Source organism: Herminiimonas glaciei, from assembly GCF_042664955.1.
In the GTDB taxonomy this organism is placed as follows: domain Bacteria; phylum Pseudomonadota; class Gammaproteobacteria; order Burkholderiales; family Burkholderiaceae_D; genus Oxalicibacterium; species Oxalicibacterium glaciei.
Window position 1 is genome coordinate 300,451 of the sequence record NZ_JBHTBU010000001.1, and the last position, 11,741, is coordinate 312,191.

General features: G+C 56.0%; 13 protein-coding genes. 6 read left to right on the plus strand and 7 right to left on the minus strand.

Annotation, left to right across the window (positions count from 1 at the left end; all coding sequences use genetic code 11):
• Positions 1-12: 12 nt before the first annotated feature.
• Genes ACFQPC_RS01400 through ACFQPC_RS01420 form a run of 5 tightly spaced genes read right to left on the minus strand, consistent with a single transcriptional unit; the run spans position 13 to position 5,167 of the window.
• Positions 13-1,254, minus strand: coding sequence for an MFS transporter (locus tag ACFQPC_RS01400; RefSeq protein WP_382269865.1), 1,242 nt, complete (start codon positions 1,252-1,254; stop codon positions 13-15).
• On the minus strand, positions 1,251-1,826 hold the full coding sequence (locus ACFQPC_RS01405; protein WP_382269866.1) for a chalcone isomerase family protein: 576 nt from the start codon (positions 1,824-1,826) through the stop codon (positions 1,251-1,253). Before ACFQPC_RS01405 ends, ACFQPC_RS01400 begins: the two co-directional genes overlap by 4 nt.
• The gene (locus ACFQPC_RS01410; protein ID WP_382269867.1) at positions 1,823-3,067 is read right to left on the minus strand and encodes a class I SAM-dependent methyltransferase; all 1,245 of its coding nucleotides are present in this window, start codon (positions 3,065-3,067) and stop codon (positions 1,823-1,825) included. Before ACFQPC_RS01410 ends, ACFQPC_RS01405 begins: the two co-directional genes overlap by 4 nt.
• On the minus strand, positions 3,064-3,861 hold the full coding sequence (locus tag ACFQPC_RS01415; RefSeq protein WP_382269868.1) for a DUF1365 domain-containing protein: 798 nt from the start codon (positions 3,859-3,861) through the stop codon (positions 3,064-3,066). Before ACFQPC_RS01415 ends, ACFQPC_RS01410 begins: the two co-directional genes overlap by 4 nt.
• Before the next feature lie 7 nt (positions 3,862-3,868).
• Positions 3,869-5,167 carry an NAD(P)/FAD-dependent oxidoreductase gene (locus ACFQPC_RS01420; protein ID WP_382269869.1) on the minus strand — a complete coding sequence of 433 codons (1,299 nt, stop codon included), beginning with the start codon at positions 5,165-5,167 and terminating at the stop codon, positions 3,869-3,871.
• Between the two features lie 322 nt (positions 5,168-5,489).
• On the opposite strand from ACFQPC_RS01420, the gene dusA reads away from it, so the two are divergent.
• Positions 5,490-6,458, plus strand: a complete 969-nt coding sequence (gene dusA, locus ACFQPC_RS01425; RefSeq protein ID WP_382271850.1) for a tRNA dihydrouridine(20/20a) synthase DusA — start codon at positions 5,490-5,492, stop codon at positions 6,456-6,458.
• Positions 6,459-6,810: 352 nt separating this feature from the next.
• Positions 6,811-7,224 carry a BON domain-containing protein gene (locus ACFQPC_RS01430; protein WP_382269870.1) on the plus strand — a complete coding sequence of 138 codons (414 nt, stop codon included), beginning with the start codon at positions 6,811-6,813 and terminating at the stop codon, positions 7,222-7,224.
• A 116-nt stretch (positions 7,225-7,340) separates the two neighbouring features.
• On the opposite strand, the gene ACFQPC_RS01435 is transcribed toward ACFQPC_RS01430, so the two are convergent.
• Positions 7,341-7,475, minus strand: coding sequence for an entericidin A/B family lipoprotein (locus ACFQPC_RS01435; protein WP_382269871.1), 135 nt, complete (start codon positions 7,473-7,475; stop codon positions 7,341-7,343).
• A gap of 236 nt (positions 7,476-7,711) precedes the next feature.
• Complete coding sequence (locus ACFQPC_RS01440) at positions 7,712-7,966, minus strand: hypothetical protein (RefSeq protein ID WP_382269872.1); 255 nt, start codon at positions 7,964-7,966, stop codon at positions 7,712-7,714.
• Positions 7,967-8,124: 158 nt separating this feature from the next.
• Here ACFQPC_RS01440 and epsC point away from each other — a divergent pair, with 158 nt between their 5' ends.
• From epsC to ACFQPC_RS01460, 4 genes are all read left to right on the plus strand, one after another.
• On the plus strand, positions 8,125-9,090 hold the full coding sequence (gene epsC, locus ACFQPC_RS01445) for a serine O-acetyltransferase EpsC (RefSeq protein ID WP_382269873.1): 966 nt from the start codon (positions 8,125-8,127) through the stop codon (positions 9,088-9,090).
• 10 nt (positions 9,091-9,100) lie between these two features.
• The gene (locus ACFQPC_RS01450; RefSeq protein ID WP_382269874.1) at positions 9,101-10,027 is read left to right on the plus strand and encodes an AraC family transcriptional regulator; all 927 of its coding nucleotides are present in this window, start codon (positions 9,101-9,103) and stop codon (positions 10,025-10,027) included.
• 90 nt (positions 10,028-10,117) lie between these two features.
• Positions 10,118-10,672 carry a carboxymuconolactone decarboxylase family protein gene (locus ACFQPC_RS01455; RefSeq protein WP_382269875.1) on the plus strand — a complete coding sequence of 185 codons (555 nt, stop codon included), beginning with the start codon at positions 10,118-10,120 and terminating at the stop codon, positions 10,670-10,672.
• Positions 10,672-11,739 (plus strand): acyl-CoA dehydrogenase family protein, encoded by a 1,068-nt coding sequence (locus tag ACFQPC_RS01460; protein ID WP_382269876.1) that lies wholly within the window; start codon positions 10,672-10,674, stop codon positions 11,737-11,739. The genes ACFQPC_RS01455 and ACFQPC_RS01460 overlap by 1 nt, the downstream gene beginning before the upstream one ends.
• Positions 11,740-11,741: the final 2 nt, after the last annotated feature.

Genomic DNA, 11,741 nt, shown 5'->3' on the forward strand with positions numbered 1-11,741 from the left:
AGCTATCCGCTTTCAAATGCCACGCAAAGGTGCGCGCCACAGGATGGCGGCCGCGGTGAGTTTCAGCAGGCAAGGCAGCAATGCATAGCCAACGGCCAGCGCATGTGCGCCATTGCTATTGATGACACCCGGCACATAGCCGAGTTGCTGCAATAAGGGCAGCGAGATGCCCGCCGCCAGAGCCAGGTTCATCTTGGTGGCCCAGCTCCAGGCGCCGAAGTAGGAGCCTTCGCGCTGGCCGCTATGTCCGGCCTGATTGATAACGGCTGCCAACAGCGCCGGTGGTAGTGCCAGGTCGGCACCCAGCGTCAGGCCGGACAGGACACAAATCAGGCCGAATGGCAGGGCGGCACCGGCTGGCAAACCATAGGCCCAGACAAATATTGCTGCCGACAGGAGCATGGCCAGCAACCATATCCTTGCTTCGCCATGGCGTTTGGCCAGAGCTACCCACGCTGGCATCGAGCAGGCTGCCGCCGCGAAGTAAAGCATCAGGAATATGCCCGCGTACTGCGGCAGTTGTAAGCGGTCTTTGGCGAAGAAGAGGAATAGCGTGGCAGGGATGGAAGCAGCAATGCCATTCACGAGCAGCACGGCAAACAACCAACGAAAACGTAGTGTATGGAAAGGCGTCAGCATCATCGCCCAATTGTGATTGAGCGACGGCAAGTGCACAGGCTCAGGAGCCAGCTTCAGCAAGACGATGCTGGATACCAACAGGCTGGCTATGAAAATAAAACTGAGCCAGCTTAGTCCGAGCCAGGCGGTGAGTGATGCCGCCAGTATGACACCAACCAGTCCACATGCTTCGCGGCTGGCAGTTAAGGATGAACGTTCATTCAATTTTTGTGTGAGGGCTGCGCCCCAGCTTTGATGCGCAATGCTGGCCAGGCTGAAGCCGATATACACCAGCAGCAAGCTCGCCATGAACCATATCAGTGCCGAGCCTTGGGTGAATTGCGGCGGATGGAACAGCGCCAGGAAGCCGCCGGCCAATAAGGGCAGCGCCAGCAATATGAAACGGCCATAGCCGTGGCTACTTTTACTGTGGTCTATCCACATGCCCAGCAGTGGATCGATGAAGGCATCAAAGACGCGTGCAATCAGCAAGGTCGCGCCGATCAGGCTTAATGACAGGCCGAAACGTTCTGCATAAAACTGCGGCACATAAACATAAATTGGCAAGGCGACCAGGGCCAGCGGCAAGCCGAACAAGCCGTAGGCAAGATAAGCATGGGCGGATAGCCTGTTCATTCGCGTGGCGCTGCGCCGGCCAGCAGTGCAGTCCGTAATTGTGGTGCGCTGGTCCTGGGATCCAGCCAGATGGCAAAGAAGGCCAGGGCGAACGCAGGATCCGCGATTTCACCTATGGCTTTACCATCCAGATAAAAGCGTGCACCGGCATGCGGCAGGTAAATCCCGGTCAGGTGGGTGCCGTCATGGACATCGGGGAAGATTTGCTCCATCTTGCTTTGCCATTCCGCACCTTGCTGTGTGGTGGCTATGCCCAGCTTTTGCATTTCATCACGACTGGCTTCGGCAATTTTGCGTCCTTGCAAGTTGCGCGCATAGCGCAGGTCCAGTGCAAACTTGTTGGCACCAGGCGCATCGCCGTTATAGCCCTTGTCACCTATCCAGAGTTGCGCATCGTAGATCTTCAAGCTTAACCAGCGAAAGCTGCCGCTACCCGCCGGATAGGCGGGCGACAATTCCTTTTGTATATGGACGGGTGCGGCAGGATCTGCCGCGTAGGCCGATACCAGCACGCAGGTCGCCAGCAGGCCTGCATAGGCATATCGGCGGAACTGCATGCTTGGCAGGTTCATGGTTTTTCCAGTGTGAACTGGGCCACGTCTATGCTCCCGGCCAGGAATCCGGCTTCGCAATACGCCAGGTAAAATTCCCAGGTACGCATAAAGCCTTCGTCGAAGCCAAGCGTACGTACCTGCTGCGCCTGTTGTTTGAAGGCGATACGCCATGCTTGCAGCGTGCGTGCATAGTCGAGCCCGAATTTGAATTCATTGACGACGCGCAGGCCATATTTTTCTGCCTGCTGGCGGAACACTGTCGGCGATGGCAGCATGCCGCCGGGGAAGATGTATTGCTGGATGAAATCCGTGCCTTTGCGATACCTTGCAAACAAGGCGTCATCGATGACGATGCTTTGTATGCAGGCGCGGCCACCGCTTTTCAAATTGCGTTTGATGCATTCAAAATAGCTGGGCCAGTATGCTTCGCCGACTGCTTCAAACATTTCTATCGAAGCAATCGCATCAAACTGGCCATCTGCATCACGATAATCCTGCAAGCGCAACTCGGCCCGATCCTGCAATTCTGCATCGCGCATGCGTTGTTGCGCATAGGCGAGTTGTTCGGTGGAGAGCGTGAGGCCGGTTACGTGCGCGGCTTTCTCGCGTGCCGCCAGTTCGGCAAAGCCACCCCAGCCGCAACCTATTTCCAATACTTTTTCCTGTGGCATCAATCGTAGCTCGTCGAGGATGCGGCGGTATTTGGCGTTTTGCGCATTGATCAGGCTATCCGCGTCAGTGCTTGCCTGATTCGCATACAAGGCGCTGGAATAAGTCATGGATGGGTCCAGCCACAAAGTGTAGAAGTCGTTGCCGATGTCGTAGTGCGCATGGATATTCTTGCGGCTGCCGGCACGCGAGTTGCGATTGAAAATATGTTTGAGGCGATAGAACAGATTGCCCAGCCAGCTGCCGTAGATGACGGATTCCACTGCGGCGCGATTGCGTACGAACAATTCGATCAGGCCGGGCAGGTTATCGCTCGTCCAGTCGCCATTGATGAAGGTTTCGGCGAACCCAATATCACCGGACTTCAAGGCCGCGCTGAACAGCTTGTAGTTCTTTAAAGTCAGGGTCACCGGATGCGTATGATCACCAAAATGCATGCACACGCCATTCGGGAATTCCATCCGCAATGCGCCATATTCAAGCTTGTGCAATAGCTGCAGGATGAATCTGACTTGCGAAGGAAGGCCATCGGTAGCACCGGCCTGGGCTTCGAACCGGAGCGATTCCGGATTGATTGATTTGCTGGTCATCTGCTCAACTCGCTGGAAGGTGGGGTGGGCTTGCTGAAAAACGGCGTGTGCTTGCGCCAGAGCTTGAGCGCTTGCCAATGGATCCTGACGATCACGCCCAGGGTCATGAACGGATACAGGAAGAAGGCGCGGGCGACGACGGCATTCGATAAGGAATGCGCAGCACCGGAAATGCTGGTCAGTAACAGGGGACCGTCGGCATCATCGTGGTCTATGCATGCAACATGGCGTTCGATAGGTGCACCATCTTCCTGCCGCGTGCTGCGCATGAAGTGGAAGCGATAGACGCCTTCGACGGCACAGAACGGCGAGACATGGAAGATTTTGCGCGCGCTCAGTTCGACGCCATAAGGCATCGCCGTGCCGGTATCCAGCAAATAACAATGTTTTTCGCCGAAGGTATTGCGTACCTCGGCCAGCACCGCACGCAGGCTTCCATCCTGCCGGTGGCAAAACCAGAATGAAACCGGATTGAATACATAGCCCAATACGCGCGGGAAGGCTTGCAACCATATTTCACCATCCGCATCCGTAATGCCTTCACGCCTGAGTAGTGACTCTATCCATGGCAGCAGTGCTTGCTGCCCATCGCCGTGGTCCTGGGCGTGGAAGGACAATAAATTGAAACGTCCGATAGAGAAGAAGCGCGGTGTTGTGTATGTTTGCTGCGCCATTTGCCGCAAGGGCAGGCGTATGAAATAGACGTCGTAGCCAAATGCATGCTGGCTGGGACGCAAACGCGTGTGCAGCACTTTGCCGAAGCAGAGTTGAGCGGGGAGTGTACGGGTATCCATGATGTGCTTATGCCACGCGGGAATTTGGTGTGGCCATGGCGCTGGCGCGCATGATGCCGTCAGCTACCGCGAGGCCGGATTTCAAACCGTCTTCATGGAAGCCATAGCCGGTCCAGGCACCGGCGAACCAGGTATTTTGCCGGCCCTGGATGTGGGGCAGCTGCTGTTGGGCCGCGATCGCGGCGGCGTCGAATACCGGATGCGCATAGTCGAAGCTGCCGAGTACGCTATCGGCACGTGGTTCATCGATGGGGTTGAGCGACACCAGTACCGATTGCCTGAAAGGTAAGGGCTGCAATTGATTGAGCAGGTAGTGCACGCAAACGCGTGTTTCATCGCCGGTGGCGCTTTGATAATTCCAGGCCGACCAGGTTTTACGGGTTTGCGGCAGGCAGCTGGTATCGAGGTGCAATACGGCACGATTGGCCTGGTAGCGCACGGCGGAAAGGATATCCCGCTCAGTGCCACGCGCATCTTGCAGCAGGCGCAACGATTGGTCGCTATGTCCGGCCAGCACCACGTGGTCAAACATATGGATGCCATTCCGCGCTTCAAGCCGGATCATGCCGTCCTTGCCCTGTGTATTACGCCGCACCGAAAACACCGGTGTGTGCAAATGCTTGTGCGGGATGTCGGCCAGCATCTTTTCCACGTAGTGACGTGCGCCGCCGACCACGGTATGCCACTGCGGCCGGTCATTGACTTGCAGCAAGCCATGGTTGTGGCAAAAACGTATGAAGGAGGCGACGGGGAAATCCAGCATTTGTCCGGTCGGGCACGACCAGATGCAACCGGCCATGGGCAAGAGGTACCAGTCGCGGAATTCCCGGCTGTAATGATGGCGGGCGAGATAGCTGCCGAGTGAGTCCGGGCTGTCCGTGCCGCCGGGGTTCAGTGCCAGTGTCGTAGCCTGTTGGTTGAAGCGCAGGATATCGCGCAGCATGTGCAGGAAGCGTGGGCTCAGCAGATTGCGCCTTTGCGCAAACACTGCATTGAGGTTGCCGCCGGCCCATTCCAGCGTGCGACCGGGCAGTGGCAATTTGACCGAAAACGACATGTCGGTTGCCGCCGTAGCCACATCCAGTTCGGCGAAGAGCTTGACCAGTTGCGGATAGGTTTTGTGGTTAAACACCAGGAAACCGGTATCCACGCCATGGGTGATGCCATCCAGCGTCACATCGACCGTATGCGTATGGCCGCCGAAATAGTCGTTGGCTTCGAAGAGCGTTACATCGTAGCCGCAGCGCGCAAGGCGCCAGGCACAAGACAGGCCGGCGATCCCTGATCCTATGATGGCGATTTTCATGTGAGCTCCTGTGCGCTGGGTGTTGGTATATGCCGTGTGCCTGGGGCAACCGGCTTGCACTTTTATGTGCCTTATCACTGATACGCAGGGCGCTGCGGAATGGATTCAGCTTGCTTGCTGTTTTTCAACTTTGCAGGTGCTAACAGCGGGCGGGATCAGCCAAGCCTGTGTCAGGGCTTCGCGGGACGAGGTTAGGCGGGCTCGATAGGGGCGCAACGTGTAAAATTGCGGCTACGCATGAGGGTAAGCATTAAAAATGAATTTCAATAAAGACAACACGGTAAACGGCAAGTACCAGGGGCGGCGTCTCAGCGTGGCCCCGATGATGGACTGGACCGACCGGCATTGCCGCATGTTCCACCGCCAGATCACGCGCCATACCTGGCTGTATACCGAAATGGTGACGACCGGTGCCTTGCTGCACGGTGACGTGCCGCGTCATCTGGACTTCAATGAAGAAGAACATCCGGTGGCCTTGCAGCTGGGCGGCAGCGAACCGGCCGACCTGGCCAAGAGCGCGAAGCTGGGCGAGCAATGGGGTTATGACGAGGTCAACCTGAATTGCGGTTGTCCTTCCGAGCGCGTGCAAAAGGGTGCGTTCGGTGCCTGCCTGATGAATGAGACATCATTGGTTGCCGATTGCGTCAAGGCGATGCGCGATGCGGTGTCCATCGATGTGACGGTAAAGCATCGCATCGGCATTGATGACATTACGTCTTATGATTTCGTGCGTGACTTTGTCGGCACGATTGCGGATGCCGGTTGCAATACCTTTATCGTGCATGCGCGGAATGCGATCCTGAAAGGCCTGAGCCCGAAAGAGAATCGTGAAATCCCGCCCCTGCGTTATGAGTTCGCTTATCAACTCAAGAAGGATTTCCCTGCGCTGGAAATCATCATTAATGGTGGTACCAAGACCCTGGCTGAAATTGACACCCATCTGCAACATGTCGATGGTGTGATGCTGGGACGCGAGGCCTATCACAATCCGTTTTTGATGAGCACCTTCGATGCGCGTTACTACGGTGATGACGCGACGGCCAAGACCCGCGCTGAAGTCGTGCAAGCGATGATCCCTTACATCCATGCACAATTGCAGTTACATGGCAAAAGTGAAAAGGGCGGCGGCCTGAAAGTGAATAGCATCACGCGTCACATGCTGGGCTTGATGGCTGGTTTGCCGAATGCACGTGCGTTCCGCCAGACTTTGTCGGACTCGAAGAAGCTGGCGCTGGGCGATCCTGATTTGCTGCTGCAGGCACTGGCGCGCATGCAACCGATGGCGGCATAAATCCTCCATTTCATCTGTGGCTAGAAGTAATCAAGAAGGGCTGTCGCATTTCCATGTGGCAGCCTTTTTGCATATTCCGGCGTGTAATTTTTTCAAAGCCGTGTAAATGTTGCCGATGTTTCGCACGAACTGCACATCATTTGGATTCTGCCGAACCTTCTCAATAAAGCATGGTCAAGAAGATAACTGGTTTGTTTTGGGCATATTGCATTGAAACAAGTCGGGGCTTCAATCCACGAGAATTCTTTGCTTCCGATTACACGATAGAAGTATTTGAATACTTATTCCATGAAAGGGAAAAATGATGAAGACACTGTCAAATAATTCTAAGGTAGCGATCGCAGCCTCGTTAATGGCCGTACTGTTTGCTGCCGGTTGTGAACGTCGTACACCGCCGGAAGGAAGTGCCGGATCGACGCCGACCCCGACGGCACCGAGTGAGTCGCCGGCCGCTGCCGGTGTGACTCCGCCAACCCCGGTTCCGGAAACCGCACCTGCAGCGCCGAGCGCACCTGCTGATGCGACCGCTGGCAAGAGTGCAGGACAGATAGTGGATGACACCGTGATTACCACCAAAGTGAAATCAGCCTTGCTGGCCGACTCTGACGTCAAAGGCCTGGACGTCGTGGTGGAAACCTCGAAAGGTGTCGTCAGCCTGAGCGGTGCCGTGAATAACCAGACCCAGATCGACCGCGCGGCAAAAATTGCCGGTGAGGTGGAAGGTGTGAATTCCGTATTGAATAATCTGACGATTAAAAAGCAATAAGGAAGACTGAAGGCGATTGAACAGGCGGGGCCTGTTCAATCGCCGGATAAGACTGACATAAAAAAAGAGCGTGAAGCAATTCACGCTCTTTTTGCATACAGCTGCTGTCAGGCGATTTATTTCCCTGTTGCTGCATCCTGAATTTTTTCACCACCGCGTTGTACATCCTGTCCTACGCCTTTGAATGTGTTGCAGGCGCTCAGGCCTATGCTCATCGCGAGAACACATACAATGGAAATAATTTTTTTCATGATGATCTTCCTTTCAGGTTGAACAGATATGCGTAGGAACGGCTCCTCGACTTCCCGGTAATGCAAGCTTGGGAACGTTCTGGCAGCTTCGCTATATTCGGCGACGCGGCTTACTTATTGGACACTAAATTGCTATAAAGTTCACTAAATAAATGCTGTGTAGTAATGAAACAACGCCTGTTAAATGCTGCAGACGAGGCGCATTTTTTAAGTTATGAAAAGCCGTCCGGGCCGGTTCAGGGCCAGGGCGCCGGCTTGCTATTGACATACTGCGGCCCGTTTTCTGACGGTTCAGGCACGGCGGCATTGCGTTTGCCGATATCCACACCTTCCCGCGCCAGGCGCGAAATTTGTTTCCAGATGTCATCAAAATCAGTCGGCTTCAGGCTGGCCCCGTTATAAGGCCGGTTTTTCACCGTCCACAGGATCAAGTCGTCAAAGCGTTGCTTTAACTCATTTTCGAAATGTGTCGTTTCATCCTGGTCGCTCATGGTTCGCTCCTCCTGGTCTGGTTCTGGTCAGACTGCGACAAGCACAAATGATTCGTGGGCCGGCAATAACAATTTTCGATTTTGTATATGCAGTTTTATTCGTGTTCAAGGGCGGGACGCGACTTCTATAATCAAAATCACCTTTCAGACTGCCTGCCATGTCCAAATTACGCCCTTCATTAGAACTCGTCGTTCCCGTTCCCGTCGGTACCTGGGGGCTGGATAGTGTCGTCAAGTCATTGCGCCAGTCGCGCGAAGAAACCCACAATATCCGTTACCGCGGCCAGATCCGTGAATTGCCGTCGCGCGAGGCTTTGCAAAAAATCCTCGATGGCTTGTCTGCAGCCTTATTCCCTACCCATTACGGCCAGCCGGTATTGACGGATGAAAGCATCGATTATTTTGTCGGTGACAAGCTCAATATTGCGCTGAATGATCTGGCGGAGCAGGTGCGGCGCGGTTTGCTCTTCGTATCCCGCCAGGGTGATGAAGACGATGCGCAGCCGGTGCTTAAAACCGGCAACGACGCCGCTGACCTGGATCGCGAAGCGATAGAGATAACCCGTAATTTTGCCAGTCAGCTGCGGCATATTCGTGACGTACTGGTGACTGACTTGCAGGCCGCGTATCACGGGGACCCGGCCGCCCACAGCGTGTCCGAGATCCTGGTTTGCTATCCCGGCATGACGGCTATTATTTATCATCGCTTTGCACATGCGCTGCATAACCTCGGTGCGCCTTTCCTGGCACGCCTGATCTCGCGTATTGCTCATTCCGGTACCGGCATCGACATCCATCCGGGTGCTGAAATCGGCCATAGCTTCTTTATCGATCATGGCACCGGTGTCGTGATCGGCGAGACTGCCGTGATCGGCAATCGTGTGCGGCTCTACCAGGCTGTGACACTTGGCGCCAAACGTTTCCCGGCCGATGAAAGTGGTTCGCTGATCAAAGGCAATCCGCGTCATCCTATCGTCGAAGACGACGTTGTGATCTATGCCGGTGCCACCGTGCTGGGTCGCATCACGATAGGCAAGGGCACCACCATAGGCGGTGGCGTCTGGCTCACACACAGCGTGGCGGCCGATAGCAATATCACCCAGGCGCAGAGCCGGAATATCTAGCGGTGCCGGCATGAGCATAGCGACTGATCAACTGGTGCACTGGTTGCTGGGCAGCCTGGAACTCGAAACCACGGTGTTCCATGTCGGTCAGTATTGTGGTCGCTGGCATGCGTCGACAGCGGGACGTGCGCTGGGTAGTTTCCATCTGGTGTTGCATGGCGATTGCTTCCTGCATGTAGAAGGCCAGCCGCCTATCGCTTTGCATCCGCGCGACGGCGTATTCCTGTTGCGCGATATTCCGCATTTCCTGAGTTCCGAGCCGAATCCGGCCAGCTTGCCGCCACGGGTCGCGATGCAGGCACTGAGCGCAGCACAGGTTGGCAGCACCGGTCTGGCCTGCGGCTTCTTCCATTTCCGCGATGCCTTGAGCGAGTTGATCGTTTCTTCATTCCCCGATTACCTGATCATACGAGCGGAAGACGCATCCTTGCGCGCCGCCAGTACCTTGTTTGATTTGATCCTGGCGGAGGCGGGCGGTGATCCGGATCATGCGTCACCGTTGATCGCACGCCTGACCGAAGTGCTGTTTTTCTATGTGATACGGCATGTGGCACAACAGGATGAAATTGCCAGCGGCCTGTTATCCATCGCACGCCGTGCCGAATTCGCGCCACTACTCGACAGCATGATGCGTGAGCCGGGGCAGGACTGGTCGACTGACAATATGGCGCGCCTGGCGCATATGTCGCGTGCCAGTTTCTATAAGCATTTCATCGATGCCAGCGGCCAGCCACCGGCACAATTCCTCTTGCAGTTACGGATGAAAATCGCCGCCCAGCGCCTGCATGCGGGTGATTCGGTAGAACGCACGGCCGAACATGTCGGTTACCGCTCGCATGCGGCCTTTTCGCGTGCCTTCAAGAAGATCATAGGTGAACAACCAGGAGCCTTTCGCCGCGCCAGTCGCCAGCGGGCAGCCACCCAGCGCCTGAATTAAGACGATTGAACATAAAACAGCGACGCCTGTAGTTGTTTGCAATTGAAATCAAATGTAATAATGGGTCATCAACATTGATGAAGGAAGATCATGGCCCGTCTCACTTTGCATACGCTGGACACAGCACCCGCCGATAGCCGCCCGTTTGTAGAGCGTGCGATTGCCAACAATGGCTTCCTACCTAACCTGATCGGTGTGCTGGCGAATGCGCCGGTGGCACTGGAGACTTACCTCACCGTATCCGGCATCAATGCGCGCAGCAGCCTGACCCTGGCTGAACGTGAAGTCGTACAAATTACCGCAGCGCGTATCCATCATTGCGATTTCTGTGTGGCCGGCCATACCGCCGTTGCGCTGAAGAAGGCGCAGTTGCCGGTGGAAACGGTACGTGCGCTGCAGCAGGGGGGCAAGACCGGTGATAGCAGGCTGGATGCCGTCGAAGCTTTTGCGGAAGCCGTCATTGCGACACGCGGTGCGGTGCAAGACGCTGATTACCAGGCCTTCCTGCAAGCCGGCTTCAATGAAGCGCAGGCGATCGAAGTCATACTTGGCATTAGCCTTGCCACTCTCTGCAATTTCACCAATAGCCTGGCCGGAACCTCGATTAACAAGGAATTGCAACCATACGCCAGCGGAGCCATCTGATGAGCGGCAATTTGCAGGAATGGTTGCGTGCGCATGCGGATGAGCTGGATCAGACCCAGGGTCTCGCGGCAGGAGTGATACCACGCCTTGCCGCGGACGGTTTGTTTGGTATCGGTGTGCCGCAGGAACTGGGTGGCAGCGGCGGTGATATCCGTGATGCAATCAAAGCCGTGGCCGGGATTGCCGAGTACTCATTGACCGCCGCCTTCGTCTTTTGGGGCCAGCGCACTTTTATCGAATACCTGCTGCATAGCCCCAACCATGGTTTGGCAGAACGCCTGACCGCAGCCTTGGTGCGTGGCGAGCGTGCCGGTGCGACCGGTTTGTCGAATGCGATGAAATTCCTGTCCGGGCTCGAGTCGTTGCAGATTATTGCGACGCCAAACGAAAAGGGTTGGCAGCTCGACGGTTCGCTGGCCTGGGTGACCAATTTGCGCAAGGAAGGCTTCATTGCCGCTGCTGCGGTTGCATCATCGGCCGATGCACCACCGGCCATTATTTCATTTGACAGCGCCTACAGCGGTGTACAACGTAGCGATGACCTCGACCTGATGGCTCTGCGCAGCAGTAATACCGCGGCAGTACGCTTGCAGAATGTAGGCATCAGTGAAGCCGATGTAATCCATGCCGATGCGAGACAGTACCTGCCGGCAGTGCGTCCTTGCTTCCTGGGTTTGCAGTGCGGGATGTCGATCGGCCTGGCACGTGCCAGCCTGCAGGCCGCACTGACCCTGTCGGCCGCGACACGCAATCAGTTGACGACGCGCATCGAAGAATTGCAGAGGCTGCTGGAAGAGACTGCCGCGCAATTGCTGGAAGGTGTGCATGACGGTCGCTTCAAGGCCAAGGCTGCGCCCTTGTTCCGTATCCGCATCCAATTGGCGGAGATCGTGCAGCAAGCGGTATTCCTTGAATTACAGGCCAGCGGTGGCCGTGCCTACCTGCAGGACGGCGACAAGAGTTTTGCGCGGCGCTGGCGCGAAGCCGCCTTCGTCCCTATCGTTACGCCTAGCCTGACGCAGTTGCAGATAGAGTTGCAAAAGCAGGCTGCAGCACAGGTCGCATGACG

Bases quoted from the DNA above. Each gene is read 5' to 3' on its own strand.
- ACFQPC_RS01400 (WP_382269865.1), bottom strand. From the start codon at position 1,254: ATGAACAGGCTATCCGCCCATGCTTATCTTGCCTACGGCTTGTTCGGC.
- ACFQPC_RS01405 (WP_382269866.1), bottom strand. From the start codon at position 1,826: ATGAACCTGCCAAGCATGCAGTTCCGCCGATATGCCTATGCAGGCCTG.
- ACFQPC_RS01410 (WP_382269867.1), bottom strand. From the start codon at position 3,067: ATGACCAGCAAATCAATCAATCCGGAATCGCTCCGGTTCGAAGCCCAG.
- ACFQPC_RS01415 (WP_382269868.1), bottom strand. From the start codon at position 3,861: ATGGATACCCGTACACTCCCCGCTCAACTCTGCTTCGGCAAAGTGCTG.
- ACFQPC_RS01420 (WP_382269869.1), bottom strand. From the start codon at position 5,167: ATGAAAATCGCCATCATAGGATCAGGGATCGCCGGCCTGTCTTGTGCC.
- dusA (WP_382271850.1), top strand. From the start codon at position 5,490: ATGATGGACTGGACCGACCGGCATTGCCGCATGTTCCACCGCCAGATC.
- ACFQPC_RS01430 (WP_382269870.1), top strand. From the start codon at position 6,811: ATGGCCGTACTGTTTGCTGCCGGTTGTGAACGTCGTACACCGCCGGAA.
- ACFQPC_RS01435 (WP_382269871.1), bottom strand. From the start codon at position 7,475: ATGAAAAAAATTATTTCCATTGTATGTGTTCTCGCGATGAGCATAGGC.
- ACFQPC_RS01440 (WP_382269872.1), bottom strand. From the start codon at position 7,966: ATGAGCGACCAGGATGAAACGACACATTTCGAAAATGAGTTAAAGCAA.
- epsC (WP_382269873.1), top strand. From the start codon at position 8,125: ATGTCCAAATTACGCCCTTCATTAGAACTCGTCGTTCCCGTTCCCGTC.
- ACFQPC_RS01450 (WP_382269874.1), top strand. From the start codon at position 9,101: ATGAGCATAGCGACTGATCAACTGGTGCACTGGTTGCTGGGCAGCCTG.
- ACFQPC_RS01455 (WP_382269875.1), top strand. From the start codon at position 10,118: ATGGCCCGTCTCACTTTGCATACGCTGGACACAGCACCCGCCGATAGC.
- ACFQPC_RS01460 (WP_382269876.1), top strand. From the start codon at position 10,672: ATGAGCGGCAATTTGCAGGAATGGTTGCGTGCGCATGCGGATGAGCTG.